General features: G+C 54.7%; 22 protein-coding genes. 13 read left to right on the top strand and 9 right to left on the bottom strand.

What is annotated here, in order from left to right; genetic code table 11:
- The first annotated feature begins 238 nt into the window (after nucleotides 1-238).
- Entirely contained in the window at nucleotides 239-3,712 is a 3,474-nt protein-coding gene (locus tag LG300_RS10005; protein WP_404375050.1) for a putative bifunctional diguanylate cyclase/phosphodiesterase, read from the top strand.
- Nucleotides 3,713-3,727: 15 nt separating this feature from the next.
- On the opposite strand, the gene LG300_RS10000 is transcribed toward LG300_RS10005, so the two are convergent.
- A complete protein-coding gene (locus LG300_RS10000; RefSeq protein WP_404375048.1) occupies nucleotides 3,728-6,988 on the bottom strand; it encodes a PAS domain-containing protein in 3,261 nt (1,086 codons plus the stop codon).
- Nucleotides 6,989-7,235: 247 nt separating this feature from the next.
- Here LG300_RS10000 and LG300_RS09995 point away from each other — a divergent pair, with 247 nt between their 5' ends.
- Together LG300_RS09995 and LG300_RS09990 are read left to right on the top strand one after the other, a co-directional pair.
- Nucleotides 7,236-7,472, top strand: a complete 237-nt coding sequence (locus tag LG300_RS09995; protein ID WP_404375046.1) for a DUF333 domain-containing protein — start codon at nucleotides 7,236-7,238, stop codon at nucleotides 7,470-7,472.
- 182 nt (nucleotides 7,473-7,654) lie between these two features.
- On the top strand, nucleotides 7,655-9,424 hold the full coding sequence (locus tag LG300_RS09990) for a diguanylate cyclase (RefSeq protein ID WP_404375044.1): 1,770 nt from the start codon (nucleotides 7,655-7,657) through the stop codon (nucleotides 9,422-9,424).
- Nucleotides 9,425-9,432: 8 nt separating this feature from the next.
- Here LG300_RS09990 and LG300_RS09985 read toward each other — a convergent pair whose 3' ends face one another.
- The 4 genes from LG300_RS09985 to LG300_RS09970 form a co-directional block, all read right to left on the bottom strand.
- On the bottom strand, nucleotides 9,433-10,443 hold the full coding sequence (locus LG300_RS09985; RefSeq protein WP_404375042.1) for a potassium channel family protein: 1,011 nt from the start codon (nucleotides 10,441-10,443) through the stop codon (nucleotides 9,433-9,435).
- Between the two features lie 9 nt (nucleotides 10,444-10,452).
- Nucleotides 10,453-11,409 carry a cation transporter gene (locus LG300_RS09980; RefSeq protein ID WP_404375040.1) on the bottom strand — a complete coding sequence of 319 codons (957 nt, stop codon included), beginning with the start codon at nucleotides 11,407-11,409 and terminating at the stop codon, nucleotides 10,453-10,455.
- A complete protein-coding gene (locus tag LG300_RS09975; protein ID WP_404375038.1) occupies nucleotides 11,406-12,152 on the bottom strand; it encodes a transporter substrate-binding domain-containing protein in 747 nt (248 codons plus the stop codon). The genes LG300_RS09980 and LG300_RS09975 overlap by 4 nt, the downstream gene beginning before the upstream one ends.
- Before the next feature lie 130 nt (nucleotides 12,153-12,282).
- Nucleotides 12,283-12,612: a four-helix bundle copper-binding protein gene (locus tag LG300_RS09970; protein WP_404375036.1), complete on the bottom strand. Its 330-nt coding sequence runs from the start codon at nucleotides 12,610-12,612 to the stop codon at nucleotides 12,283-12,285.
- Between the two features lie 321 nt (nucleotides 12,613-12,933).
- Between LG300_RS09970 and LG300_RS09965 the strand changes: the two genes are divergently transcribed.
- From LG300_RS09965 to LG300_RS09955, 3 genes are all read left to right on the top strand, one after another.
- Complete coding sequence (locus LG300_RS09965) at nucleotides 12,934-14,607, top strand: methyl-accepting chemotaxis protein (RefSeq protein ID WP_404375034.1); 1,674 nt, start codon at nucleotides 12,934-12,936, stop codon at nucleotides 14,605-14,607.
- 119 nt (nucleotides 14,608-14,726) lie between these two features.
- Nucleotides 14,727-15,545, top strand: coding sequence for a methyltransferase domain-containing protein (locus tag LG300_RS09960; protein ID WP_404375032.1), 819 nt, complete (start codon nucleotides 14,727-14,729; stop codon nucleotides 15,543-15,545).
- Complete coding sequence (locus LG300_RS09955) at nucleotides 15,542-16,531, top strand: methyltransferase (RefSeq protein WP_404375030.1); 990 nt, start codon at nucleotides 15,542-15,544, stop codon at nucleotides 16,529-16,531. The genes LG300_RS09960 and LG300_RS09955 overlap by 4 nt, the downstream gene beginning before the upstream one ends.
- A gap of 3 nt (nucleotides 16,532-16,534) precedes the next feature.
- On the opposite strand, the gene greB is transcribed toward LG300_RS09955, so the two are convergent.
- Nucleotides 16,535-17,068: a transcription elongation factor GreB gene (gene greB / locus LG300_RS09950; RefSeq protein ID WP_284453701.1), complete on the bottom strand. Its 534-nt coding sequence runs from the start codon at nucleotides 17,066-17,068 to the stop codon at nucleotides 16,535-16,537.
- Nucleotides 17,069-17,255: 187 nt separating this feature from the next.
- Here greB and LG300_RS09945 point away from each other — a divergent pair, with 187 nt between their 5' ends.
- The 7 genes from LG300_RS09945 to LG300_RS09915 all read left to right on the top strand — a co-directional run bounded on the left by LG300_RS09945 (nucleotide 17,256) and on the right by LG300_RS09915 (nucleotide 23,999).
- The gene (locus LG300_RS09945) at nucleotides 17,256-17,900 is read left to right on the top strand and encodes a TRAP transporter TatT component family protein (protein ID WP_404375028.1); all 645 of its coding nucleotides are present in this window, start codon (nucleotides 17,256-17,258) and stop codon (nucleotides 17,898-17,900) included.
- A 108-nt stretch (nucleotides 17,901-18,008) separates the two neighbouring features.
- Entirely contained in the window at nucleotides 18,009-18,656 is a 648-nt protein-coding gene (locus tag LG300_RS09940) for an NUDIX domain-containing protein (RefSeq protein ID WP_404375026.1), read from the top strand.
- A 12-nt stretch (nucleotides 18,657-18,668) separates the two neighbouring features.
- Nucleotides 18,669-19,115: a DUF1249 domain-containing protein gene (locus tag LG300_RS09935; protein WP_404375024.1), complete on the top strand. Its 447-nt coding sequence runs from the start codon at nucleotides 18,669-18,671 to the stop codon at nucleotides 19,113-19,115.
- 27 nt (nucleotides 19,116-19,142) lie between these two features.
- Nucleotides 19,143-19,877: a phosphodiesterase gene (locus LG300_RS09930; RefSeq protein ID WP_404375022.1), complete on the top strand. Its 735-nt coding sequence runs from the start codon at nucleotides 19,143-19,145 to the stop codon at nucleotides 19,875-19,877.
- A 103-nt stretch (nucleotides 19,878-19,980) separates the two neighbouring features.
- Nucleotides 19,981-20,940, top strand: a complete 960-nt coding sequence (gene cysD / locus LG300_RS09925; protein ID WP_404375020.1) for a sulfate adenylyltransferase subunit CysD — start codon at nucleotides 19,981-19,983, stop codon at nucleotides 20,938-20,940.
- Nucleotides 20,940-22,385 carry a sulfate adenylyltransferase subunit CysN gene (cysN, locus tag LG300_RS09920; RefSeq protein ID WP_404375018.1) on the top strand — a complete coding sequence of 482 codons (1,446 nt, stop codon included), beginning with the start codon at nucleotides 20,940-20,942 and terminating at the stop codon, nucleotides 22,383-22,385. Before cysD ends, cysN begins: the two co-directional genes overlap by 1 nt.
- A gap of 142 nt (nucleotides 22,386-22,527) precedes the next feature.
- Nucleotides 22,528-23,999, top strand: a protein-coding gene (locus LG300_RS09915) for an IS1182 family transposase (protein ID WP_404375016.1) whose coding sequence is annotated in 2 segments (ribosomal slippage) — nucleotides 22,528-23,098 and nucleotides 23,098-23,999 — 1,473 coding nt in all. Because the reading frame shifts where the segments join, the coding sequence is not laid out codon by codon here.
- A gap of 103 nt (nucleotides 24,000-24,102) precedes the next feature.
- Here the strand turns inward: LG300_RS09915 and LG300_RS09910 are convergent.
- Genes LG300_RS09910 through LG300_RS09900 form a run of 3 tightly spaced genes read right to left on the bottom strand, consistent with a single transcriptional unit; the run spans nucleotide 24,103 to nucleotide 26,411 of the window.
- On the bottom strand, nucleotides 24,103-24,927 hold the full coding sequence (locus LG300_RS09910; protein ID WP_404375014.1) for a substrate-binding domain-containing protein: 825 nt from the start codon (nucleotides 24,925-24,927) through the stop codon (nucleotides 24,103-24,105).
- Between the two features lie 36 nt (nucleotides 24,928-24,963).
- Nucleotides 24,964-25,710 (bottom strand): ATP-binding cassette domain-containing protein, encoded by a 747-nt coding sequence (locus LG300_RS09905; protein ID WP_404375012.1) that lies wholly within the window; start codon nucleotides 25,708-25,710, stop codon nucleotides 24,964-24,966.
- Nucleotides 25,707-26,411, bottom strand: a complete 705-nt coding sequence (locus tag LG300_RS09900) for an ABC transporter permease (protein ID WP_404375009.1) — start codon at nucleotides 26,409-26,411, stop codon at nucleotides 25,707-25,709. Before LG300_RS09900 ends, LG300_RS09905 begins: the two co-directional genes overlap by 4 nt.
- Between the last annotated feature and the right edge of the window lie 40 nt (nucleotides 26,412-26,451).

The raw sequence follows: 26,451 nt of genomic DNA, 5'->3' as shown, positions 1-26,451 counted from the left end.
AATGAGACGATCAAGCGTTTTAAGAAGCGGTATTGTTCAATAAAAGTGATAGATAGGCGGCATGTTTAAAGCAAGTTGAACTATGCGTTGATTCCTTCATGGTTGCGCCTGCTTCTTAAACGTGTATAAAAGCGCAATCTTGTAAGGTCGCCCGCTGCCTAAAAAGGAGGTATGGCGTTTTCTCGACATAAAGACGCTGCCGTGTTTCAACACCGTCGTCGAAGGACTATAACAGCAGATGAACCAGAGTAATCGTCGTCTTGCCATCCAGGCATGGCTATTAATCCTGCTCACTAGCAGTTTCTTGATGGGGCTGAGCATTTTTCTGCTGGACCTGGTTGCTTATGTTCCTCTGCCGCCGCAGTGGCGCCTTAGCCCGGATGGCACCCTGGCAGTGCTGTTGGTGAGTTTTGGCCTGTTGGCTCTCCTGAGCCAGCAGTCAAAGTGGCGACGCTTAGCAGCGGGTGGTCTCATGATTGTGCTAGGAGGTTACAGCCTTGGGCATCACCTCTTTGTTCCGTCGGTCGACGTTGATCTGTCATGGCTTAATGGCAGGCCTCGCTTAGCCCCTATGCCCGCACTCCTGGTGCTCATTATGGGTGGGTGTTGCTTATTGCCACAAACCTCTCTTTATACTCAACGCTGCTACCGTGTGATTGGTTGGGTGGCGAGTGGGGTGGGGGTAGCTACCCTCGCGTACCCTTTGATCATTCAAACTTCTTCTACGTCAGTGGCAGGTCTAACGTCTACGGGCAGTATTTTTTGCCTGATATTCGGCGTGGGCTTATTAATCATCGTGCGTCAACGCTTTCGTCCGGTGCTGTTACTGCCGCGCTCCGCCATTATCGCTGGTGTGCTAGGCGTTACGGCGAGCTTGTTAATTTGGTTGGCCAGCAGTTGGGTGCAATACCATGCCCGCGTTACTAATGCCGATAATTTAGTGAGTAATATTGCTGATGGCTTGTTGCAGCGTGTTGAAACGGACACCCGCTTAATTGAACGCCTTGCCGCGCGGTGGCTGGCATTGGGAGATGACCCAAACCCTAATGTTCAGCAAGTAGAAATGCGCACTTTAATGAATGATGAACAAAGCCTGCAGGCCATCGCCTACCTGGGGCCCCAGTCTCAGACACGTTGGCGGGTGGGGCGCGAACCTGAAGATCTGTTGTGGTTAATGGATCAGCTAGTGAACCCAGTTGCACTTGGTTGGCTTCGCCAACAAGGGGAGCTAAGCCGACAACTGAGTTGGTATTTTCCAGAACCTGAGCGCAGTAGCCTTGGCCTCTTAGCGGTCTCCCTGGATGGTGGGCAGAATACCATGCTGGCCGCTATTGATTTTGCTGCCATCATCCGCAAACAGCGCCATCTGGATACGGGCGGTTTCACAGTCACCTACACATCACACAATAGAACGTGGGGAACGCTATCGGCCCAAGATTGGCATGAAGGGATTACGCCTCGGGTATTTGCCTCCCGCGAAGTGACCCTTCCCGGAGGGCCGACCTTTACAATTTCAGCGCTCGATGGGCCGCTACCTATTGCCAGCTTGCCCGGTGCTTTGCCGGTCATATTCGGCCTTTTGGGGCTAGTGTTTTCCTATCAGTTGATTATCAGCCGCTCGCTGGTAGCGATTCGAGATCAACAAGCGGCTGCCCTGCAGCTTAGCGAGCAGCGCTTTAGCTCACTCTTTACCCAAAACCCAGATGCGGTCTTTGCGTTTGATAAAGCGGGTCACTACCGCAGTTTCAATCCGGTGACTGAATCGATGATTGGTTTCCGAGAAAGTGAGCTGCTGAACCGGCACTTCCGTTGCGTGATTTGTGAACCTGCCTGCTCACGAGCAGATATCGAACAGACGGAAATGGCTTTCCGTGCTGCTGCTCAAGGGCGGCCATACAGCTACACCATGTGCTATACCCGCGAGGGGGCTGCCCCCAAGTATTTGGATGTATTAATGCTCCCCATTATCGTCAATGGGGAGGTCGATGGGGTGTTTGGTATTGCAAAAGATAGCACCGCGCGGGTCGTCACCGAGGAAAGGCTCAACATCTTGGAGCGTAGCCTTGAAGCCAGCAATAACGGTGCCGTTATCCTCGATGTTCGTAAAGATGGCAACCCAGTTGTCTACGTTAACCCAGCTTTTACACAAATGACGGGTTATCTGGAGCAGGAAGTACTTGGTCAATCGCCTATTTTTCTAGTGGGTAGTAAGACAGAGTCCACTGATGTTGAGAAAATTAACACGGCCATCCAGAACGGAGACAGCCTATCGACCACGATGCGCGCCTTCCGGCGTGATGGTACCTCGTTTTGGAATCAGTTATTTCTGTCGCCTGTTCGTGATGGTGATCAGCACATCACCCACTTTGTGGGCATTATGAATGATATTTCAGAACGTAAAGAGCAGGAGAGTCAGCTAGCCTATCAGGCAACCCATGATGTACTGACAGGCCTGGGTAACCGTGCTTTGTTTAGTGACCATCTTGCCCATGATGTAGAGTTAGCCGCTCGTAGTGGGCAGACGTTAGCTGTGCTGTTTATTGACCTTGATGAATTCAAACCCATCAATGATACGCTCGGTCACAAGGTGGGAGATCAGTTATTGATCAGCGTGGCAGAGCGGCTGCAGCAGGGCCTACGGTCCAGTGATACGCTCGCCCGCCTTGGTGGAGATGAATTTGTGCTTCTGCTTCCTGACCTCAGCCATCCTAGTGAAGCAGAAGAAGTCGCCAGCCGGTTGCTGGAAGACCTGAATAAAGCCCATCGGGTCAGTGGGCATGAGCTGCATGTCTCGGCCAGCATTGGCATTGCGGTGAATCGCGGTGGGATAGATGAACCTGAGCGACTGCTGCAGCATGCCGATATGGCCATGTATAAAGCTAAACAGCAGGGGCGTAACACCTATGAGCTTTTTACCGAAGATCTCGATAGTAAGCTGAGCCAGCGTGTTAGCTTGCGGAGTGATCTTCAGGAAGCGATTGAGCAGGGGCATCTCAGCCTACACTACCAGCCTTTGCTAAATAGGGATGGCCATGTGGATGGGTTAGAAGCCCTGGTCCGTTGGCATCATCCGACCAAAGGCTTTATCTCTCCGGCAACCTTTATCCCCATGGCGGAGGAGACGGGCCAAATCATCCCGCTAAGCCGCTGGGTCATGCGTCGCGCTTGTCAAGATGCACAGCGGTTAGTATCGGAAGGGGTGCTCACCGGGCGTATGGCGGTCAACTTATCGCCCTTGCAGTTTCACCGCCCTAACTTTCTGAGCACGTTGCGCAACGTGCTAAAAGAAACAGGGCTAGCACCAGAACATCTAGAGCTGGAGCTTACCGAAGGGATATTAATGCATGATACTGACGGGGCGATCGATATTCTCAATGCTCTGAGTGGTATGGGGGTCAGTACCAGTATTGATGACTTCGGTACCGGCTTTTCGAGCTTACGGTATTTACGGGATCTACCGATTGATAAGATCAAGATCGACCGTAGTTTCGTACAGGATGCTGCTAAGAGTGATAAAAACGCCGCTATCTGCCAGGGGATTATTACATTAGCCCAGGAGCTAGATCTTCGAGTCGTCGCCGAGGGAATCGAGATACCCGAGCAGCATGACTACCTAATGTCGCTGGGCTGTGATGTGTTCCAAGGATATTTATTCGCTAGGCCGATGTCGTTGGATAGCCTCACTACTTGGCTTGCTCAGCAGGGTAGGTGATTATTTAGTAAGGAATTAATTAACAGGTGGCTTATCCAATAGCGATCCAGGCAGCTTAATATAAAATTCGCTTCCGCCACCTGCGGCATCCCGGTAGTGTACTTCTCCACCCAGCTGCTGAGTAATTTCTCTGGTAATGGCCAGTCCAAGCCCTGTCCCGGGGAGCTGACGAGTATCACTGCTGTCGGCTTGAGAAAAACGCTGAAACAGTTGGCTTTGAAAAGCAGGGGCTACACCGGGGCCTCGGTCTCGCACGGTGATTGTAGCTTCACCGCTTTTGTAACCGATAGATACCACAACGGTGTCGCCTTTGGGACTGAACTTAATGGCGTTTGACATTAAGTTGGTGAGTGCCTGTATCAGTCGAGGGCCATCGACTTCGACTTGAATCTCTGGCCAGTCGCCAGAAGGGGAAATGGCTACTTGGTGCTGCTCACCGTAACCTGCTAGTGAATCAATGGCCTCATTTACGAGTGGCGTTAGTGGTTGTGCTGTTAGATTCATCAGCATTTTACCAGCAACGAGTTTTTCCATATCTAGCAGGTCGTTAATCAGTGTGGCTAAGCGTTGTACATTACGCTGAGCAGTATCGAGTAATGTGCTCACCGCTGGCGGAAGCGTGCCTACGGCTCCCCCCGCTATTAAGCCAAGCGAGCCATTAATAGATGTGAGCGGTGTACGCAGTTCGTGGCTGACGGTGGAAATGAACTGGTTTTTCATTTTATCCAACCGGCGGCGCTCAGTAATGTCTTCCACCAGTGACCATATTACTAAGCGGCCGTCGGGGTCTTGGCTTAACATTCCCTGTAAGCGCACGGGGTAGCGACTTCCATCTTTGCGAATATACTCCTTCTCAAAAGGGCCGTATTGCCCGTTTGATTGGAGGCTTGCTAGTGCCTCCTCTTCTTTTGCCTGGTACTCTGCCGGGGTTAAATCCCAATAACTGAGCTTCACAAACTCTTCCCGGCTATAGCCAGAGGGGCGTACAAGGGCGTCGTTTAAATCAATAAACTGCCCAGTCTTTAAGTCATTTAGCGCAATGCCAATGGGCGCAAATTCAAATAAACCTCGTAGGCGGCTTTCGTTACGCTCTAAAGCTTTGCGAGACAGCTCTTGCTCGTGTATATCATGTAGGTAGCCGTGCCAGAGCGTGCTTCCATCGGTTAGCCGCTCAGGCCTTGCCTGTCCGGCAACCCAGCGGTAGGAGCCATCTTGAGTTCTCGCTCGGTAAGCAGCATGCCAATCTTCTAGCGTGTTGGCTGAATGGGTAATAGTGGCGACAACGTAGTCCAAGTCATCTGGGTGAATGAGTTTAAAAACAGGGCTTGCATCTTGGGCAGCCTGATTAGGGAGTAGGCCATACAGTTCTAGAAGTTGAGGTGAACTGAAAGGGAATGTTGAGCGCCCATCTGGAAACTGACGGTATTGATAAATGACGCCTGGTAGCTGCGCCATAAGTTTCGTGATGCGCTCATTACTTAGGCTGTTCGCGAGTGTATCGGATAACCAGCGGGCTAGTAGCCGTAAGAAGAGTGTCTCGCTTTCATCGAAGTCAGCAGGCCGTGCTTGTGTTGAGGAAAAATTGAGTGTGCCAAACACTTGGCCCTCTGCTTCAATAACAATGCCGGCATAAGCCCCTAGCGGAATTGTCTGGTAGCAGGGGTGAGCATGAAATTGACTGCTTGGTACGTCGGCAATAAATAGCTCTGTATTTTGGCCAGTAAACAGCAGCTGACACCAAGTGTGGTCAACGGCAAAGTGCTGTCCGGCATATATACCAGCGTCTGCTTCAGCATCAACCCAGCGTACAGTATAAACACCGCCTTCAATTTGGCTAAGAATGGCAAGGTCTAACCCTAAATATTGCTTCGCTTTAACAAGCGCATATTGAATCTTAGCGTCTAGCGTTTCTAGGGGGTTGAAGGCGATATCGTTAAGTAGTAAGAGCGCATCGTGGTGTTTGCGGAGCTGGGTTCGGGCTTCATACTCGCGTGTGATATCGACGATAAACCCTTCCATGATTTTTGGGTACTGAACATTACCGGCTACCCAGTTACCCCGCTCTTCTACCCAGCGCCAAGAGCCATTTTGATGGCGAATGCGATACTCTAAATGCCAGCCTTCTTTTAAGCGTTGCGCCTTGGCTATGGCGTTATCGATGTAAGGAACATCATGAGAGTGAATCAGCTCAGCGTAGCTAATGTGCTGATTGTCAAGCAAGTCTTCAGCAGGGTAACCACTGATGCGTTCAATTTGGCCACTGATGTAGAGCATTGTCCAACTGTCATTGGGTAGCCGGCGATAGGTCACACCAGGCATATTGCTTAATAGCGAAGCAAGCTCATCCCGGCTAGCTTTAATGGCCTGTTGGGCGGCTACTTCTTCGGTAATGTCGGCATGGGTGCCGTACATTAATAGCGGCTCGCCTGCTGGTGTTCTATCGAATACTTGCCCTCTATCATGCACCCATACCCAGTGCCCTAGCTTGTGGCGCATTCTGGCTTTACAGTCGTAGCTTTCAGTTTCGCCGGCAAAGTGGGCTTTCAGCAATGCCTCTGAGGTGGCTAGGTCATCTGGGTGGGCAAGGCTTAACCAGGTGTCAATCGAGGTGGGTAATAACTCTTCTAAGGTGTAACCTACGATGCTTGCCCAGCGCTCGTTGAATATGGTTTCGCCCGTCTGTATGTTCCACTGCCATGTCCCAACGCCGGTGCCCTCAATAACCAACCGAGCACGGCGTTCACTCTCCTTAAGGGCCGTCGCCAGTTCCGTCTGCGACTCACGGTTGCCAATATCACTTTGAATGAGTTCTTCCACCACTCCTGCCATGTCACAGAGCATGGCAATTTGCGCGTCTGTAAAGCTCCTTGGTTGGGTATCCATCAAGCATAGTACGCCCACCCGATCGCCCGTAGCAGTGTGAAGAGGAACCCCTGCATAAAAGCGTATATAGGGGGCTTCTTGAACCATGGGGAGCGTGGAAAAGCGCTCGTCGTTTAGAGCATCCTCCACAATTAAAGGGGCGCTATCGAGAATGACGCTCCCACAGAATGAGTGCTCTCGCGCCATTTCCTGAATGTCCAAACCTTGGCGAGACTTGAACAGCAGCCTTTCCTGGTCGATAAGCGACACCAGTGCAATAGGAGTATTCAAGGCTTGCTGGGCCAGCCGTGTCATACGGTCAAAGCGTGCATCAAGACTGCCATTGAATAGCGCAGTGCCTGCAAACACGTTTTGTCGCGTGGCATCACTCTCTGTCATCTGGGGCGTTTTCATCGCTGTCGTACTAGCGCTCATTAGTGTGACGAAAGTATGAACAATACAGTGTTTCTAACGCGTCGGATATCAGATTCTTCATCGGATGGCAATACGTATTGGTGATCACTGTATGAACTTAGCACTATTTTTAGCGTGGTTGGCTACAGGTGTCGCTAAGTTGACTATGATAATGACTGCTTTACAGAAGGCTTGCTTGGGGAGCTAATGCAGTGCGGTGATAGCTGGTTAATCTAAGGAGAGCTTGATGAAGTATGGGGTGTGTATGGTGCTGCTAATGTTAGCTGGCTGTGCAAGTAGCCCTGGTGATCACAATGCAGCGCCGAGTATGCAGTCTGCTGCAGCCAATTATTGTGAGAGTGTGGGTGGGGAGAGAATCACTCGAAAAAGTAGCCTGGGAACAGGGCGCTATTGCCGACTCCCCGATGGGAGGGTGGAAAGCGAGTGGCATCTCTACCGCTCTGAACGATTGGATAATCATTAGCGCTTTGCGAGACCGTACCGCTAATGTGCTATTCAAGGGTGTCGGCTAATTTTTATTAAAAATAGACGCGGTAGGACTTTTCGGCCTGTTGACAGCCCACCCTAGGCTCAGGGGTAGCGGTGCCGAGCGTCCAGCCTACCACTTAAGGGCAATCTAGCCGCAAACAGGCTGAGAAAATCACTATGGGGATTCTCAACATCGTTTCGCGTTACCGGCTTGGCTGGGTGGCTGCCTGTATGTTGTGGCTGGCCGCCCCTGGGGATGGGCAGGCAGATGATATACCGCAGCCATTATTTGGCTGGGAGTATCGCTGGGGGGACTCTCCCTTAGATGAAAAGGGAGCACCGATATGGTTGCAGGAGGAGAGCGGGTGGCACTCGGTTACATCGCCTTCTAACCCGCCGGGGAGGGCGGGGCAGCAAACAGTGTGGTTGCGAACTGTACTCCCGGAAGGTAATTGGCACGACCCCGTACTGCATATAACAAGCATCAATTTAGTCGGGCAGATTTATCTAGGCGATACGCTGATTTATGAGCATGGCAGTGTAGATCACCCTCGGTTTATTGGGTGGCCTTGGCACTTGGTAACGCTACCGGCGGGGTTTGCCGGTAAGCAGCTGTCGCTACGTATTTTTTCGGATTACACCAGTATTGGATTATGGGGGAATGTCCAGGTCATTGAGCGTGTTGAGGCGCTGAAACAGATACTTCAGGAGTCGGTACAGGATTTAGCGGTGAGTGCGTTTAGCCTGCTACTGGCAACGCTGGCAGCTATTTTTGCCATAATTGGCCCTGATCGTCGTGGGTTTGGGTCCATCGCCCTGTTTGCCTTTGCAACTGGCACGATGCTGTTAGCAGAAACCCCGGTGCGCCAACTGCTTACCGATGTACCGCTCGCCTGGGATATGCTGCGAGCAGCAAGTTACTTTACGCTGCCCGTTGCGATGGCGCTGTTGCTTAGCCATTGGTTAGAAGGTTCACCGAAAAAGTGGATGGCGCGCCTTTGGCAGATTCACTTGGTCTATATGGTGACCGCGATGGGCTTGGTCTATTTGGAGTTGATGAGCCTTGTGCTGGCCTTCCCCATTTTTGATGCGCTTTTATTGATAACGCTGCCCTGTATGTTGCTGTTGGCGCTAAGCCAGTTACGCCGTTTACAGTTAGAGCAGCGGCTGTTTGTATTTGGCTTTTTACTCTTTGCACCGCTAATTATCGCTGACATGCTGGTAGCCCATGGGTTGATTCCCCAGCGAGATAGAGATATTCCGTTGAGCTATGCCACATTGGGGTTTTTGCTGGTTATTGTTGCTATCTCATTATGGCATTACCGCCATACACAGCAGCAGCTGGCTTCGGTTAACCACACCCTGGAAGCGCAGGTGGCCGCCCGCACTGCTCAGTTAGATTGTTTGGTAGAGCAGCTCAAGGGGTTGGCTATTCAGGACGCACTTACCGGGCTGCATAATCGCCGCCACTTTGACACGTTGCTTAACCAAGAGGTGAGCCGTGCGCAGCGCACAGGGCACCCGCTTTCTCTATTGATGATTGATATTGATCATTTCAAGAAGGTCAATGACTGCTACGGGCATGACGTAGGTGATGCGGTATTAGTTGAGGTGGCAGCTCTATTAAGGCAGCACTTTCGGGGCAGCGATACTGTTTGCCGCCTAGGCGGTGAAGAGTTTGTGGCGCTGTTGCCTGAAACGGAAACGGTAAATGCTGAAGCGAGAGCCCAATCCCTAATGGCGGAATTGCGTGTCAAGCCCCTCTCTTATCATCAAAAACCGTTAGGATTTATTACCCTCTCCTGCGGTGTGGCAACTTATCCCAACCACACTAAGGACCCTAACAAGCTACTGAAGTTGGCAGATGAAGCCCTCTATAAAGCCAAAAATAGCGGGCGTGATCGTTGTATGGTGTGTGAGTGCCACTCTGCCATTCATAGCAGCTAACCAAGAGGCTACGTATCCGTCTGCCAAATGGAATGCCATTGCCAACCATCTTTATGGACATAAGCCGCCAGCACGCGCTGCTGGTCCACCGTGAGTGCCTGCCGAAGATCATGCGGGCTAGCCGTCATGCCTGGAAGCCTGCTATACGCTTCTAGTGAGGGAATATCGGGCATCGTAGTGAAGGGAGTAATAAACGCGTTACCTAGCGTGGCGATAAAATTCTCCAAGGTAGTGATACCTGTGGTGAGCTGCTGTTTGGTGACGTTATCCATATCTGGACAGGCGGTGCGGGCAATCACCAAGGCTTGATAAAGGCGGGCCAGCGCTAGAGGCAGCGATTTTTGGCTATGGGGGTCGTGATAGTAGTGCAGAATGGGGTAAGCAAGGTGCTGTTGGCCTAACTTGCTGATTGACTGCTGGAGAGGTTGCAGTTGCTGGCCTAACCCAGCATATCTTCCATTGCCGTGGGTTGCCTGAAGAATATAGTAGGGGCTCTCTCCGAGTGCATGGATGGAGAGGGCCACATGGCGCTTTTCAGTAACATTGGAAACAATGCTCAGCATATACGTAATAGTGAGCGTGAACAGAAAAAAACCATTCGCGGCCGCCAGGGTAGGTGCCATACGCCAAGCGTCACTGCCTGGTACATAGTCGCCGTAACCCAGTGTGGTTAGTGTGTAGCCGGTATAATATAGGCGCTCGATAAGGTTGGCAGGTACCTTGGTGGTAGTGTTCACCACGGCGTCCGTAGCGCTGCAAAACAGCAGCCACCAGCCGGTTAGGGCGAGTGCTAGCCAGACAATGATCAGCACGACGGTTAACCAAGGTCCCGCGCCGGACAGTAGCCCATGGCACTGTTTGCGTTTATGTATCGCGAGCAGTAATGCCCATATTTGGCTAATTAACCGGTTGGTAATGGGGCCTGAGTGGGAGGCCGATAGCGTGGTTTTTACCGCGTCGTAGTTTGCTAGCGCGATGAGCAGTATGCCGAGCACGCCTATCCATGGGTGACCTATCATTGTGCATTCCTATGCGGGGTGGGCTGCGGGGGCATCGGCTACGCTAACCACCACTTCGTAAATTCTCCAGTCGTAACGGTTCAACATAGCATGGGCGGTGGCTAAATTCTCGGCGAGGTGGTGCGTGTCGCGGGGGGTGATAAAGGCTTCGCCGCTAAAGACATGTCCCTCTTCGCGCAGGCGCACCTCTGCATCCGCTACCCATCCGTACTGTTTGAGCTCTTCTTCTAAGGTTTCCGCTAGGTGCTCGGGTTTGACTTGTGACGTAAAGCGGGGGCGACGGTCCAGTAAGTCGCCAACCGCTTCTTTTAAATTCACCACACCATCTTTTGTGACATCAATAGCGATCAGCGCCGCTGCCAGCGCATCCGCCCACCAAAAACCAGCGCCTATTCCCACAATGCCAATGATCGCGGCTAAGCCGGTCATCCAGTCGGCTTTGCTCATTTTGCCGTCTACATAAACGGTTTTTTCATGTACCCGGATAGCCGCTTTGGTTTGTAAATGGCCAATCACCATCGGCGGTATAACGCTGTAAATCAGCGCTGCAATCATCAGCCAGCCCATCCAAAAGGTATGGTCAAAGAGCGTGATTGCCCCAACGGTCGGGTGCTCTTGGCTGATGAGCTTCATGATGGAGTCGAGCAGCAACAGGCTGCCCATTAGGCTAAGGGCGGTGGCCGCACATAGAAACGCAATCACCGTAGCGCGTTGGTAACCGTAGGGGAATGTTGTGTTTGGTGGGCGGTTGCGAAAGTGCATTGCCACTAAAAAGGCAATGGGCGGGATCAAAGAGAGAATGTCTTCAATCCAAGCGGCCTTCATCGCTTGGCTGCTGCCCAATACCAAGCCCAACACTATAATAATGGATGCTCGGAAACCCAGGTTCCACCACTCTAGCTTCACCAAGTAATCAAGCTGGCGCTTTTTCTCTGCGGGCATACGGTAGGGGTGACGTACCTTCATAGGCCTTCTTCCAAGCGCTGTAGCTGCGTTTCAAGGTTATCGTACCGATGTAAATGGCGCTGCAAAGCGAGCATCAGCGCATTTTCCCCTTTGGGAAGAGCCATTACATGCTCATCCGCCGATAAAACGTGGCTGGTAACCGTAAAACCATGGGCGTCAAGCCACCAGGTAGGGCCTGCTACCCAGCCTTGGGTATGCTCTGGATGGGCACTAATCACGGGATTGGCACCTAGCTCTTCAACTGCTTGATAAATCCTATTGACCCGCGGCAGCGCTACGTCGCTTTGCTGAAGGGGAGGTGGAGAAGTGCGCTGCGTTTGCGCGTTGTCCGCTTTAAAACCAAGTGCGTGCTGGGTGGTGAAAAAGGGGCGGGTAGTGGCAGCTAGCTGGCTGATACGGGTATTGCTGGTTAGCCCGCCGGCCACAATATCTAGCTGATGATGTTTTAATGCCTGTAAAAGCTCGTTCTCGCTGCCCCAGTACCACTCAATGGAGGCATTAAGCGTTTCTGCAAAGGCATGGAGTAGGTCGGCTTCCAAACCCTGAGGCTGTTGGCCTTGCTGGATGATCCAGGGTGGATTCTCAGTAACACCAATATAGAGTGTGCCTCCTTCAATCGTCTCCATATCCCGCTCAACATTGTTCGGGTAGCGACACCCCGCCAACCAAGCTATCGTCAAGCACAGTAATACGGTAAATACGATTGCCCGCTTTAGCTTGGGCTTAAAAACACGTTTTTGCACATGTTGACCTTAGTAGTTTCCACCAATTAAAACAAATAAGGCCATGCACAGAGTGGATAGCATGGCCTCAGTTTATGTTGATTGGATTGGTTAGTACTTGGGTGCTAGTACTTGATTAACTGGTACTTGGTTAAGCGGCGATGGAGGCGCAGGCATTGGCGCACTGCTGGCACGCATTAGCGCACTCTTGGCAATGATCCATATCGTGCTTGGCACACTCGTCGGCGCACTTCTGGCAAATGTCGGCGCAAAGCTGGCAAATATCGTTGGCAAACTCACTGTTTTGGGCCATATATGATGCCGCCAAACGGCAAATTTGGGCGCACTGTATATCTAGGCGTATGCACTCAGCCATTTTCTGTACGTTCTCTTCTTGTAAACAAAGCGTAGCGCATTTGTCACAGTAGGCAGCACAGATATGACAGGCTTCAATTTTCTCTTTAAAGTTTCCAAAATCCATCTTGATACTCCTTTTAAGCAGCCATCTAAATTAATAATAAAATGCACAATGCTTCTTTATTTTTAATCGTAGCCCATGCTGTTGGCGATTGCTTAAAGAGAGCATGGTTTTTAACGTTGTTTAATTTTTTTGGCTGCTATGTTGTATTGCTGTTGTTGCTATTGTAATGGCTGTACAAGATTTTTTTGGTCAGAGGAAGGGGGTAATTGTTAAAAAATGTCACAAGGGCTGCAGGCATAATTACTTTTATACCGCTGTCAACCATAGTAAGCCCTAAAGGCCCAGGGGTGGGCTGCCACGGGCTTGATAAGCAGGTTTACTATGCGCAACAACGGCTATGTATCACAAACCAACTATCCTATTGATCCCGACGATTTTTTGATTTCTCGCACGGATGTCAATGGGTATATCACCTATGCGAACCCTCGGTTTATTGAGGTGAGTGGTTTTCCCATCGAAGAGCTAATGAGCGAGCCCCATAACGTGGTGCGCCACCCTGATATGCCACCTGAGGTCTACCGGGATATGTGGGCGACACTGCGCGAAGGGCGCTCATGGCAAGGGTATGTGAAAAACCGGCGTAAAAATGGCGACCATTACTGGGTGCACGCCAATGTTGTCCCTGTGGTGGATAATGGGGAGCTGCAAGGGTATGCCTCGTTACGTTCTTACGCAAATGGGAAGAAAGTCCAGTACTTTGAGCAAATTTATCGCCAAATGCGCGAAAAAAACTGCCCCTACTATCTGAAACGTGGCCAGTTAAAGCGCCGGGGTGTTTGGGGCAAGCTGCCAACTTTTAATTGGACTGGCGTTAATGCACGCGTTCTATTGGCTACGTTGGCGAGTGTGGTGCTGCTAGGGGTAGGTTTATTGATTAACCAGCGTTTTGCTCTGTCGAATTGGCAGCTAGGAGGGCTGGCTGCAGGGCTGGGCACTTTAATTTGGACAGTGAATATCTTGCTACTGGGCGGACTGGATCGCTCTTTAGCATCGATTAAAGATATTGCGCTGCAGCTCGCCGCTGGCAACCTCAATACAGTTATCCCTTCGTCACGTCGTAAGTCAATGCGTCAGACGTTGGGCGCACTGCAGCTAATGCGCCGATCTTTGCTTTCCACGGCTAGTGATATCCAGCGCAATATGGAAGCCATTGGCCCAGTGGTAAATCAAATTCTTAACAACAAGACCAATATGGCAGAGCGGCTTGAGCAGCAGGCCTCTGCCGTGCAGCAAACAGCTGCCAGTATGGAGGAGATTTCAAGTACGGTGCGACACAGCGCCTCGAACGCGCAGCTGGCAAGCAAAGCGGCGGATACCAACCTAGATGAGGTAAGCACCGCATCGCGTTTAACCGATGAGCTGGTTCAGGCGATGGAGACGCTCACCAAACAGTCGGAGCGTATGCAGCAGATGGTTCAGACGATCGATGCGATTGCGTTCCAAACCAATATCTTAGCGCTGAATGCTTCTGTAGAGGCAGCCCGTGCGGGGGAACATGGGCGGGGCTTTGCCGTTGTCGCTCAAGAAGTGCGTAAACTCTCTAACCAAACGGCAGAGGCTGCGAAAGAAGTGCAGCGCATGATCGTGGATACCAACCAAAGTGTTCTAGCCAGTGTGACGCATACCCGGGAAACGCAGGTGGCTACCCAGCGCATCCGCAGTGCCAGCCAACGCGTGAACGATTTAATGGAAGAGATAAGTCGAGCGGCGAGAGAGCAGAGCGATGGTATTGAGCAAATTGGACTGGCCATTGCCGAAATTGATAACACCACACAGGCCAGTGCTTCCGATATGGAGAGCTACCGACGCGTTGCCGATACGTTAAGCGGTGAAGCCGCCTCGTTAAGCAATAGCGTGAACGCCTTTAGAACATCGCAAAGTGGGCTTCAGCCGCTTCCTATCCCGCGTCGCCCTCAAATGTTGGAGGTTGAAAAGCGAAACGAGAAAGTGCTGTCCAAGCATAAATCATCGAACGAAGAGTGGGAGCAGTTCTGAACCCGCACCAATCGCCACCCACGGCGGTATGAAGGCTGAGTCTTTAGATGCGGTGGGTGCGATTTTTATGCTGATAATGGGTAAACTAGCGCCCCCTCTTTATCGTAATTGCTAGTGGTATGCACCCAACCTACGAATTAACCGACGCGGGCGACCGCTACTTTGATGGCTTGGCAGATAAGTTCTCCCGCTCGCTCTACCAAGCACCCCGGGGCGAGCTGCGCCTCGCGATGCTGGATTATCTTCTGCCGCAAATGCTGCACTTAAAGGCCCAGCCGGTGCTGGATGTCGGCGGTGGGTTGGGGCAGCTCTCCGGTTGGTTCGCGGCACGCGGGCACACTGTCAGCATGGCAGAGCCTTCCCACGATATGCTGGCCCACGCTAAGGCGTGGCACGCTGAGCAGGAAGTCGCTGCGGTGTGGCCACCGGGGCAGCTTCGCTATGTAGAAGCTCCTCTACAGGCACTGACGAGTCAAGCGCCCGGCCCCTGGCCGCTAATCACCTGCCACGCGGTATTGGAGTGGCTGGGCAATCCCGAGCAAGCGCTGCACACTTTGGCAACGCTGCTTGCGCCTGGTGGTCAACTCAGCCTGATGGTGTTTAACCGCGACGCGCTGCGCTTTTCCAACGTGGTGAAGGGCAACTATCAAAAAGCCTTGAGCGACCAGTTAGAAGGCAAGGGCAAGCGTCAGCGCTTAACGCCGATCTCCCCAGTCACCCATGATGAGATTTCCCGGTGGGTGGGTCAGAGCGGCTTATCTATTGAGAGCGTTGCGGGCATCCGTATTTTTCAGGATTACGTGCGCCAGGCCCCAGAGAAGGCAAGCGATCAAGCAACGCTGCTGGCGCTAGAGAAGCAGTACTGCCAGCAAGACCCCCATTGGCGCTTAGGCCGCTATTTACTTTATACCGTTACCAAACCTGAGGCTGATGTATGAGTGCTCAACTGCCCGCCTGCCAACTGCTTGAACGTTACTATGGGGCGGTCGCCCGGCTATGGCCTGTTGCGCCCCCAGAAGATGCATGGCTGTTAACCCACTCCGACGCGATGGTGAGTGACAACGTCGCTCTGCGGCAGCAGTGGAAGGCCAGCGGGCGCCTAGCCGTTAGCCCTTTCGAGCCCTTCGACTACCTACCTGACGGGCAGGTGGTGTTGTTCTGGCCCAAAGCCCATCAGCTAGGTAAGTGGTGGCTTGAGTGGCTCTGCCACGCGCTGCCTGACAATACGCCACTCGATATCGTCGGTGAACACCAAGGGGGCATCAAACGTGTGCCCAAGATACTTGGCGAGCTGGGCATGAGCTGCGACAAGCTCGATAACGCTCGCCGCTGCTCGCTGTTTGCCACCCGCACGGTGAAAATGGAAGCGCCTGATAGCGCTTGGCAAACCTTTGATGCCCTGGATATGCGCTTAGTGAGTCACCCTGGCGTGTTTGGCCACGGCAAAGTCGATGAGGGAACGCAGCTACTGCTGCAAGTTCTGGAGGAAACGCTGCCGAAAAAACCGCTGACAGTGCTGGATATGGGCTGTGGCGACGGCATTATCAGCGCCTGGCTGGCCAAGCGTGGCCATATGGTCACAGCTGTCGATGTCAGCGCCTTCGCCGCCGAAGCCTGCCGCCGTACCCTTTACGACAATGCGCTGGATGGCACGGTGCTGGAGAGCGATGTTTACTCAGCGCTGGAGGGCGAGCGGTTTGATGTCATCGTTAGTAACCCGCCGTTTCACCAGGAGCGTGATATTAGCTATGGCCCTAGCACGCGGTTAATCGACGAGGCGCCGGAGCATCTCAATGCAAAAGGGCAGCTCATTCTGGTGGCCAATGCGTTCCTGCCTTACCCTGAGCGGCTGCAGCGCGCCTTGGGTGGCTTTGAGACGCTATCCGATAACCGCCGTTTTCGGGTGTATCGCGCTACTAAATAGCCGTTACGGATGGCCATAGCGAATCGCCGTCACGGTGTAAAACGTTTCGCCGTTGGGCGTTAGCACCGTGACATCGTCGTCGACCTCTTTGCCCAGCAGCGCCTTCGCCAGGGGGGCGTCGATACTGATCCAGCGCTTTTGGGTATCGAGCTCGTCGTGGCCGACGATACGAATATCCAGCGTTTCTCCCTCTTCATCCTCCAGGCTGACATAGGCGCCAAAAAAGATCTTGTCGGTATTAGCGGGCAGGCGGTCCACCACCTGCAGCTCATCAAGCCGTTTGGTTAAATAGCGGATGCGGGCAATGACCCGGTTTAGCTCCTTTTTGTTATAGGTGTAATCCGCGTTTTCACTGCGGTCCCCAAGCGCGGCGGCTTCGCCTACTTTTGCCGAGAGCTCGGGGCGTTTGACCCGGGAAAGGTGGTCCAGAATGCCGCGCAGCCGAGCGGCGCCTTCGGCAGTAATTAAGTTGCTTTTGGGGGCTTGGCGGGGGTCTTTCGCCGGGTCCCGCCAGCGGGTCATGTTGCGGCCTTTCATGGGCGAATACTCTCCTAAAGGGCTCTTTTGCAAGGGCGTAAAGCTTACGCTAATGAAGCTCTATATAACAAAGTCGCGATTTTCTGGCGAATCATTCAAACGTTCGTTACATTGTTTGGGTGAGTCGATGCCTAGCGTCATCGGCCTTGCGAATACAACCGTTACAATAACAAACCTGGAGTTTTCCATGCGCGCTATTCCTTTTTCCCGTTTGCTGATCGCCGCCGCCCTGGGCAGCACGCTGGTGTTGGCCCCCTTGAGTGCGTCGGCGTTTGAAGGGGAGATTTTCTCACTCAAAAACCGGTGGGAGCATACGGTGACGCAAATGCCCGCGAATCAGCGGGAAGAGACGCTGAAGGCGCTCGCCAGCGAAGCCGAACAGCTTGCGAGCCAGCACCCCAATGAAGCCGACGTGCTGATTTGGCAGGGCATTGTTCTGGCCTCTTACGCCCGCGAGCGTGGTGGCTTGGGTGCCTTAGGTACTGCTGGTGATGCCCGTGATGTGCTGGAGCGCGCCATTGAGATCGACCCCACCGGTGGAAACGGCTCGGCCTATGTCACGCTGGGCGCGCTGTACGACCGTGCGCCAGGCCGACCGCTGGGATTCGGAAACAGCGATACCGCTGAGCGTATGTTCCAACGGGCGCTGGAGCTTCGCCCCGATGGGGTTGATGTGAACTACTACTACGCGGCTTTCTTAAAAGAGGAGGGGGATACCCAGGCTGCCCGAGAGCACGCCCAGCGGGCGGTGAACGGTACCGCACGGGAAAGCCGCCAAGTGTCAGATGAAGCGCTGCGTCGCGATGCGGAGGTGCTGCTGAACCAACTGTAATACGGTTGCGGGTCGGACATATTCGTTAGGCCCGCTATCAAGCTCCGCATTGGCATTCCCGGTGTCCAGCATTGATAATAGGGCGATTGTTATTATCGGGAGTGCCGTATGGGCCCTATGCTTGGCCGAGATGATGTTGATCTCATCAAACGCGATACCCTCTACAAAGGCTTCTTTCGACTAGAAGCACTGGAGTTGCGCCACCGGCTGTTTGAAGGCGGCTGGAGCGCTATTATGCGTCGGGAAGTGCATAACCGCCATGATGCGGTGGGTGTGCTGCTCTACGACCCGCAGCGTGATGCGCTGGTCCTGGTTGAGCAGTTCCGTGCGGGGGCGATTGACGACCCCAAGTCCCCTTGGAAGTTAGAACTCGTGGCGGGCCTAGCCGATAAGGGCGAGCCATTAGAGGAAGTGGCACGCCGGGAAGCGCTGGAGGAGGCTGGCTGCCACGTAGGGGAATTAACGAAACTGCATACTTACTACCCAAGCCCTGGTGCCTGCAACGAGCGCGTAACGCTGTTTTGCGGGCTGGTGGATACCAACGGGTTAGGCGGTGTTTATGGAGTAGAGGATGAGCACGAAGATATTCGTGTGCATATCGTTACGTTTACCACCGCTTGGGAACTCCTTGAGCAGGGCAGACTCGACAACGCCATGTGTTTGATTGGGCTGCACTGGCTGGCCGGGCAGCGGGCATCGCTGCGTGCCGCCGCTAAGCCGGTCGTGCTATCCAATATGGACGCCAAGCGAACCTAGTAAGGAGTCATCATGGCAAGAGCCGCCTACGTCACCGATTTAAAAACCCTGCAAGGCGAATGCAGCGCCAACTACCTGCGCCTGCTGCGCCTGGTAGGGGATATGGAGAGCGGTCAGCGCCGTGATATCGCACTTCGCAGCGATCACCACCACTTTGGAGACCTGCATTTAGCGATTCTGCAGGAAGCGCCCTATACCACCCTGGTAGAAGTAACCCAGAGCGGGCCGCTGGATGCGGTGATTGAAGGCCCCCGTATGCGTGTCCATCTCTATCATGATGTACGGATGGCGGAAGTGATCGACTTCCAACGCGAGCGCCATTTTAGTGGCCGTTACCGCTACCCCAATGCCCGAATGCACCAGCCGGATGAAAAGCTGCAGCTCAACTGCTTTCTGGGTGAGTGGCTAGCCCACGGGCTGGCCCACGGCCATGCCGTTGATACGCCTGAATTGCGCTGATGGAATGCCGCTAATGGAGTTATGCTAATGAGGCTGATACAAATCACCGATTCCCATCTACATGCCGATAAACAGGCGCGCTCCCGGGCGGGTATCCCCTGGCGGCAGTTCCAGCTTGTGTTGGAAGCTGTGATTGCCGAACGGCCTGATATCGTCGTGTTCACCGGTGATATTAGCCAGGATGAAACCGCCGCTTCCTACGCCCAGGCCTGCGAAGCCCTCTCTGCATTGCCGTGCCCGTGGTTTTGGATTGCTGGAAACCACGACCAGCCAGAGCTGATGGCCGCCGAACACCCACTGCTAGATGAAGTCGACCTGGAGCAGTGGCGTTTACTGCTGCTGAATACCCAGGTGAGCGGTAAACCCCACGGGGAGCTTGGCAGCGAAGCCTTACAAGCTTTGGCGGAAAGGCTCGAACAAGACGACCGCCCTACGCTGATTGCCATGCACCACCCGCCGGTGGAGGTAGGTGCCGCCTGGATGGATGCCATTGGCCTGCAAGACCGCGATGCCTTTTGGCAGCTACTAAGCGGCTATCCCCAGGTTAAAGTGATTCTGTTTGGTCATGCCCACCAAGCCTATGCCCAGCAGCACCATGTTGGCGGTGCGGATATCGGTGTCTATGGCTGTCCTGCCACTGCCGACCAATTTTTACCGGGCGCAGCGCATTTTACGGTAGATGAGGCGTCCCGCCCTGGCTACCGGGTGGTCGATTTACACGGCCATGAGTGGCAGACCTGGGTTGAGCGCATTGCCATTTAGGCGATAAGGATCTAAAAAGATAGTTATTAATTCTTTTGGGTTATTATTGGCATAGCGTTACCCTACCCACAAAAGCAAGCATCGTTTTGTGAGGGAGTAGGTAATGAACCAGTTTTCTGCGCCGTCGGCGGCGACGCAAGAGGCGCTCGGAGTGCCTGACGCCGCGCGCCTGACCCACCTTAAGCAGCTTGAGGCTGAATCTATCCATATTATTCGGGAAGTGGCGGCAGAGTTCCGCAACCCGGTGATGATGTACTCCATCGGTAAAGACTCCTCGGTGATGCTGCACCTGGCGCGTAAAGCCTTCTACCCTGGCACGCCGCCATTCCCGTTGATGCACGTGGATACCACCTGGAAGTTCCGCGAAATGATCGCGTTCCGCAACCGCATGGCGGAAGAGGCGGGCATGGAGCTGATCGTACACACCAACGAAGAGGGGCGTGCTGCTAACATCAACCCCTTCGACCACGGCAGCGCCAAGTACACCGACATCATGAAAACCCAGGCCCTCAAGCAAGCCCTGGATAAGTATGGTTTTGATGCCGCTTTCGGTGGTGCGCGCCGCGACGAGGAAGCCTCCCGTGCCAAAGAGCGTGTCTACTCCTTCCGTGATAAGTACCACCGCTGGGACCCCAAAAACCAGCGCCCCGAGCTGTGGAACGTGTATAACGCCAAGGTTAACAAAGGCGAATCTATTCGCGTATTCCCGCTCTCCAACTGGACCGAGCTGGATATCTGGCAGTACATCTACCTTGAGTCGATTCCGATTGTGCCGCTTTACTACTCCGCCAAACGCCCAGTGGTTGAGCGCGACGGCATGCAGATCATGGTGGACGATGACCGCCTGCCGCTGGCGCCTGGCGAGGTGCCGGAGGAGAAGTGGGTGCGCTTCAGAACCCTGGGTTGCTACCCGCTGACCGGTGCGGTGGAGTCCAAAGCCGCCACGCTGCCAGAAATTATCCAAGAGATGCTGCTGACTAAAACCAGCGAGCGCAGCGGCCGCGCCATCGACCACGATCAGGCCGGTTCCATGGAGAAGAAAAAGCGTGAGGGGTACTTCTAATGGCGCACCAATCAACGTTAATTGCCGATAACATTGAGCAATACCTGCACGAGCACGAAAATAAAGACCTGCTGCGTTTCATTACCTGCGGCAGCGTCGATGACGGCAAATCCACGCTCATTGGGCGGATGCTTCACGACTCCAAGATGATCTTTGAAGATCAGCTGGCGGCGATCACCAAGGCCTCTAAAACCAGCGGCACCACGGGTGATACGGTGGATCTCGCCCTGCTGGTGGATGGCCTGCAGTCGGAGCGGGAGCAGGGCATTACCATTGATGTGGCCTACCGTTTCTTCTCTACTGATAAGCGTAAATTTATTATTGCCGATACGCCGGGGCACGAGCAGTACACCCGCAATATGGCCACCGGTGCCTCCACGGCAAGCCTAGCGATTATTCTGATCGACGCGCGCTACGGCGTGCAGACCCAGACGCGCCGCCACAGCTTCATTGCCGACTTGCTCGGTATTCAGCACTTGGTGATTGCCGTCAATAAGATGGACTTGGTGGGCTTCTCGGAAGCGCGCTTTAACGAGATCGTCGACGAGTACCGCGCGTTCGCCACCAACCTGCAGGCGCCGGATATCCGCTTCGTGCCGATGTCGGCGCTCAACGGTGATAACGTGGTCAACCGCAGCGAGCAAACACCTTGGTACTTCGAGGGCGGCCAGCGCTACGAAGGTAAAACGCTCATTGAACTGCTTGAGAGCGTTGAGGTTAGCCGCGACCAGAACCTGACCGACCTGCGTTTGCCGGTACAGTACGTTAACCGCCCGAACCTGGATTTCCGCGGCTACTGCGGTACGCTCTCGGCAGGCGTGTTGCGCACTGGCCAGGCGGTCAAAGCGCTGCCATCGGGTAAAACATCCCGCGTGGCCCGCATCGTCACGTTTGATGGCGATTTAGACGCGGCGTACCCAGGCCAAGCGATTACCGTCACTCTGGAAGATGAGATTGATATCTCCCGTGGCGACTGGATCGTCAGCGCCGATGCTGAAATTCCGCTGTCGAACGTGTTTAACGCCGATATCGTGTGGATGCACGAAGACGCCCTCACGCCCGGCAAGCTCTACGACATCAAGCTGGCCACCCGCGACTTAGCGGGGCAGGTGAGTGCCATCGAGTATCAGATCGACGTTAACACCCTGGAAAAGCACGCTACCGATTCACTGGGCCTGAACGCCATCGCCCGCTGCGAGGTGGAGTTAACGGCGTCTATTCCTGTAGACGACTACCGTACCAGCCCGGGCACCGGCAGCTTTATCGTGATCGACCGTTTGACCAACGTGACGGTAGGTGCCGGTATGATTCGCGGCGTGGCTAACGCCCGTGAACAGGCCGCTACTACCGACTGGGCCGCCTTCGAGCGCGATTTAAATGCGCTGGTACGCAAGCACTTCCCTCATTGGGAAGCGAAGGATGTGCGCGAACTGCTCAATCGCTGAGAATATTCGCGTTCTCTAAATCGTAGTCCCAAAATAAAAGCCTGCTGCTCGTAATGCAGCAGGCTTCAGACTGCTGACAAAGCCCTGGCCCTTCGGCCAGGGTTTTGCTTTTATAAGCGTATCGTTTTTAGTGGTGGCCGATATGCTCAAAGACCCTTCCCCCCAACAGCACGAACTGGAGATGGTCACGCTCGAAGAACTCGTACCCTCCAACCATTTGTTGCGTCAGATTGAGGCCGCCCTCGACTTCAGCTTTATCCGCGAGCGCGTCCGTCATCTTTACTGCGCTGATAATGGTCGACCTGCGCTGGATCCCGTGCTGCTCTTCAAGGCCTTGTTTATCGGCTATCTGTTTGGCATTCGTAGCGAGCGCCAGTTGATGCGCGAGATCCAGGTGAACGTCGCCTACCGCTGGTTCCTCGGCTTGCGCTTGACCGACAAGGTGCCCGATGCCTCAACCATCAGCCAGAACCGACGCCGCCGCTTCTCCGATAGTACGATCCACCAAGAGATCTTCGATACCATTGTCGAGCAAGCCATTGCACAAGGCTTGGTGGGCGGCGAAGTGCTCTACACCGACAGCACGCATCTCAAGGCCAATGCCAACAAGCATCGTTTTGAGCGCCAAGAGGTCGAGACGACGGCACGGGACTATCTGGACGCCCTGGACGTGGCGGTTGAGGAGGACCGCGCTCAACACGGAAAAAAGCCCTGACGCCGCGTGCTGAGGCACCGGCCACTGTCGAAAAGAAAATCAGTCTCACCGACCCGGATAGCGGCTATATGGTGCGCGATGGCAAACCGACCGGCTTCTTCTATCTGGATCACCGCACGGTGGACGGCAAGCACGCCATTATTACCGATACCCATGTTACCCCGGCCAGTGTGCACGATAGCGTGCCTTACTTGGCGCGACTGGACCATCAGTGCCAGCGCTTCGGGCTGGCCCCGGTCGGTGTCGGCCTCGACGCGGGTTACTTTACGGCGGCTATCTGTCATGGACTGGAGGAGCGCGGGCTTTATGGTGTCATCGGCTACCGCCGTCCCAGTAAGCCAAAAGGGTATCTCCCCAAACGTGCCTTTACCTATGACGCGGCGACCAACACCTATCAGTGCCCAGAGGGCCAATCGCTGATCTATGCCACCACGGATCGACATGGCTACCGCCACTATCGCAGTGATCCTAAGATCTGCCGCGGCTGTCCTCGGCTGGCGACCTGTACCCGCAACGCCAAGCAGATAAAAACGGTCACGCGGCACGTCTGGCAGGACGACAAGGATCGGGTGGATGCCCGACGACTGACGGAGCCGGGCAAGAAGCTCTATCAACGACGTAAGGAGACGGTGGAGCGCAGCTTCGCCGACGCCAAGCAGTTGCACGGGCACCGCTATGCGCGAATGCGAGGCCTAGCACGCGTCAAAGAGCAGTGTCTGCTGGCCGCGGCCTGTCAGAACCTCAAGAAAATTGCGCAGGCGCGTTGGCGCCGGCTTTTTGGCACGTTTTTACGTCACCTGAGGGCTGATAGGGCTCTTCAGAGGGCGTTATACCCGACGATGGGCAGAAGCCGTGCGATGAGGGTGGTGAGTCAGGCCGCGAGTGTACGCCTGCTCTAAAAGCAACGAACCCACCAAAATAGGTGGGTTCGTCAGCAGTCTGAAGCCTGCTGCTCGTAATGCAGCAGGCTTTTTGCGTTGGCATAAGCCGCCACAAGACATACTACTTGGCGTTGGGGAAAAACAGCTGCTGGCCGCCTACCTCGAAACCAGTAATTGCCTGCTGGCCCGCCTCGGACACTAGCCACTGGTGCCACTGGGCGGCTAAATCGTGTTTCAAGTGTGAGTGCCGCTCTTCGGAGAGCAGCAGGCTGCCGTACTGATTAAACAGCGCCTCATCGCCTTCAAACAGCAGGGTGAGATCTTGCGGGTTCTCGAAGGCAACCCAAGTAGCGCGGTCGGTGAACGCATAGGCGTTCATACCCGCTGCGGTGTTCAGCGTCGGGCCCATGCCGCTGCCTAGCTCGCGGTACCACTCGCCCTGGGGCGTCACGCCCGCATCTTCCCAGAGCCGCAGCTCGGCGCGGTTCGTGCCGCTGTCGTCGCCCCGTGAGGCAAATGGCGATTCGCTAGCCGCGATTCGTGCCAACGCATCCGTAACGCTGTCGCTTTCACTAATGCCTGCTGGGTCGTCGCTAGGGCCAACGATCACGAAGTCGTTATACATGACGTCTAAACGCTCGGTGGCGTAGCCATCCGCCACGAACTGCTCCTCGCCCGCTTTATCGTGTACCAGCAGGCTATCGGCATCGCCACGGCGGGCAATTTCAAACGCTTGCCCTGTGCCCACCGCGACTACCCGCACCTCAATACCGGTTGCTTCGGTAAACGTAGGGATGATGGCGTCGAACAGGCCGGAGTTTTCGGTGGAGGTGGTCGAAGCCAGCGTGATGAAGTCGTCATCCGCAAAGAGGGAAGCGCTCCAGGCGAGAGTGGCCACGGCAGTGGTGCATACGCTGGCGGTGATAAGTGTGGCTGCTTTCTTCACGGTCTACTCCTTTAGGGGTGGTATCGTGGGGAGTGCTTACCACACAAGCTCGCCGCGGATAAATGCGCTTGCCTGTGGGGAAGCTGGGGTGTCGAAAAAACGCTCGGCGGGGGTGTGCTCCAGCACCTGCCCGCTATATATAAACAGCACCTCATCCGCCAGACGCTTAGCCTGGTGTAGGTCGTGGCTGGTCATCACGATGCGGGTGCCGCTCTGGTGGAACTCATTTACCGCATCCTCGACGGCTTTAATGGCGGCCGGGTCGAGGGCTGAGGTAGGCTCATCCAAAAACAGCACGGCGGGATTTAACAGCCAGGCGCGAGCCAGCGCTAGGCGCTGCTGTTCGCCGCCGGAAAGCACTCTGGCAGGGCGTTTGGCCAGGGGGGCTAGGCCAAACTTCTCCAGCGCCTGCAGGGCTAGCGGCTTGCGCTTCCGGCGGGGAACCCGCTGCACGGCTAGGGCATAGGTGAGATTGTCGATGGCCGAGCGGCGTAGCAGCACCGGCCGCTGAAACACCATCGCTTGTACGGGGACGGCGCCTTCCCAGCTAACCTGGCCGCTGCTGGGGCGCAATAGCCCGTGGGCCAGACGCATCAACAGGCTTTTACCCGCGCCGTTGGGGCCCATCACCAGCGTTCGCTGGCAGCCCGATAGGGTAAGCGTCGTAGGAGCCAGCAGGCGGTGGCCGTGGTGTTCAAAGCTCGCCTGCTGAAAGTGCAGGGCGGGCACGCTGGGTTTGGCAGTGTATGTCGACACTATTGAGGAGGTTAGCGGCGCATTCATCCCAATCGCCTCTTGGCCGCTTCGCTGACCGCATGGGCCAGTGCATTGATCAGCGTGACCAGGGTGAGCAGTATGATGCCCAGCCCCAGTGCTAACGGTAGGTTACCCTTGCTGGTTTCCAGCACGATGCTGGTGGTCATCACGCGGGTCACGCCGTCGATATTGCCGCCGACAATCATCACCGCGCCCACCTCGGCGCTGGCGCGGCCAAAGCCCGCCAGAATCACCGTCAACAGGCCAAAGCGGGCATCCCACAATAGCGTCGGCATCATACGCAGCTGGCTAAGCCCCAGCGAACGCAACTGCTCGGCATACTCATGGTGCAGCGCTTCCACCTGCTGGCGGGTCAGCGCGGCGATGATCGGAAATACCAGAATCACCTGGGCAATCACCATCGCCGTAGGGGTAAAGAGCAGGCCCAACTGGCCCAGCGGCCCCGCTCTGGAGAGCAGCAGATAGACACACAGCCCGGCAACCACCGGCGGTAGTCCCATCAGCGCATTGAGCGCCACGATCAGCGCATTGCGCCCTGGGAAGCGCCACAGCGCCAGTGCCGCCCCCACCGGTAGGGCTAGCGCACTGGCAATCAATACGGCAATGAGCGATACCTGTAGCGAGAGCGCCACGATGGCAACTAGCCCTGGGTCCATGCCCAGTATCAGCGCGAGCGCCGTGTGAAAGGGGTTATCACCTGCTGACATAAATTTCTAAATTGCCCTAGTGCCTAAAGACAGTTGCTCA

Origin of the sequence: Vreelandella aquamarina (genome assembly GCF_044805175.1) — a bacterium.
Lineage (GTDB): Bacteria > Pseudomonadota > Gammaproteobacteria > Pseudomonadales > Halomonadaceae > Vreelandella > Vreelandella aquamarina_B.
This window is presented reverse-complemented; position numbering and strand designations above follow the sequence as displayed.

Bases quoted from the DNA above. Each gene is read 5' to 3' on its own strand.
- LG300_RS10005 (WP_404375050.1), top strand. From the start codon at position 239: ATGAACCAGAGTAATCGTCGTCTTGCCATCCAGGCATGGCTATTAATC.
- LG300_RS10000 (WP_404375048.1), bottom strand. From the start codon at position 6,988: ATGAAAACGCCCCAGATGACAGAGAGTGATGCCACGCGACAAAACGTG.
- LG300_RS09995 (WP_404375046.1), top strand. From the start codon at position 7,236: ATGAAGTATGGGGTGTGTATGGTGCTGCTAATGTTAGCTGGCTGTGCA.
- LG300_RS09990 (WP_404375044.1), top strand. From the start codon at position 7,655: ATGGGGATTCTCAACATCGTTTCGCGTTACCGGCTTGGCTGGGTGGCT.
- LG300_RS09985 (WP_404375042.1), bottom strand. From the start codon at position 10,443: ATGATAGGTCACCCATGGATAGGCGTGCTCGGCATACTGCTCATCGCG.
- LG300_RS09980 (WP_404375040.1), bottom strand. From the start codon at position 11,409: ATGAAGGTACGTCACCCCTACCGTATGCCCGCAGAGAAAAAGCGCCAG.
- LG300_RS09970 (WP_404375036.1), bottom strand. From the start codon at position 12,612: ATGGATTTTGGAAACTTTAAAGAGAAAATTGAAGCCTGTCATATCTGT.
- LG300_RS09965 (WP_404375034.1), top strand. From the start codon at position 12,934: ATGCGCAACAACGGCTATGTATCACAAACCAACTATCCTATTGATCCC.
- LG300_RS09960 (WP_404375032.1), top strand. From the start codon at position 14,727: ATGCACCCAACCTACGAATTAACCGACGCGGGCGACCGCTACTTTGAT.
- LG300_RS09955 (WP_404375030.1), top strand. From the start codon at position 15,542: ATGAGTGCTCAACTGCCCGCCTGCCAACTGCTTGAACGTTACTATGGG.
- greB (WP_284453701.1), bottom strand. From the start codon at position 17,068: ATGAAAGGCCGCAACATGACCCGCTGGCGGGACCCGGCGAAAGACCCC.
- LG300_RS09945 (WP_404375028.1), top strand. From the start codon at position 17,256: ATGCGCGCTATTCCTTTTTCCCGTTTGCTGATCGCCGCCGCCCTGGGC.
- LG300_RS09940 (WP_404375026.1), top strand. From the start codon at position 18,009: ATGGGCCCTATGCTTGGCCGAGATGATGTTGATCTCATCAAACGCGAT.
- LG300_RS09935 (WP_404375024.1), top strand. From the start codon at position 18,669: ATGGCAAGAGCCGCCTACGTCACCGATTTAAAAACCCTGCAAGGCGAA.
- LG300_RS09930 (WP_404375022.1), top strand. From the start codon at position 19,143: ATGAGGCTGATACAAATCACCGATTCCCATCTACATGCCGATAAACAG.
- cysD (WP_404375020.1), top strand. From the start codon at position 19,981: ATGAACCAGTTTTCTGCGCCGTCGGCGGCGACGCAAGAGGCGCTCGGA.
- cysN (WP_404375018.1), top strand. From the start codon at position 20,940: ATGGCGCACCAATCAACGTTAATTGCCGATAACATTGAGCAATACCTG.
- LG300_RS09905 (WP_404375012.1), bottom strand. From the start codon at position 25,710: ATGAATGCGCCGCTAACCTCCTCAATAGTGTCGACATACACTGCCAAA.
- LG300_RS09900 (WP_404375009.1), bottom strand. From the start codon at position 26,411: ATGTCAGCAGGTGATAACCCCTTTCACACGGCGCTCGCGCTGATACTG.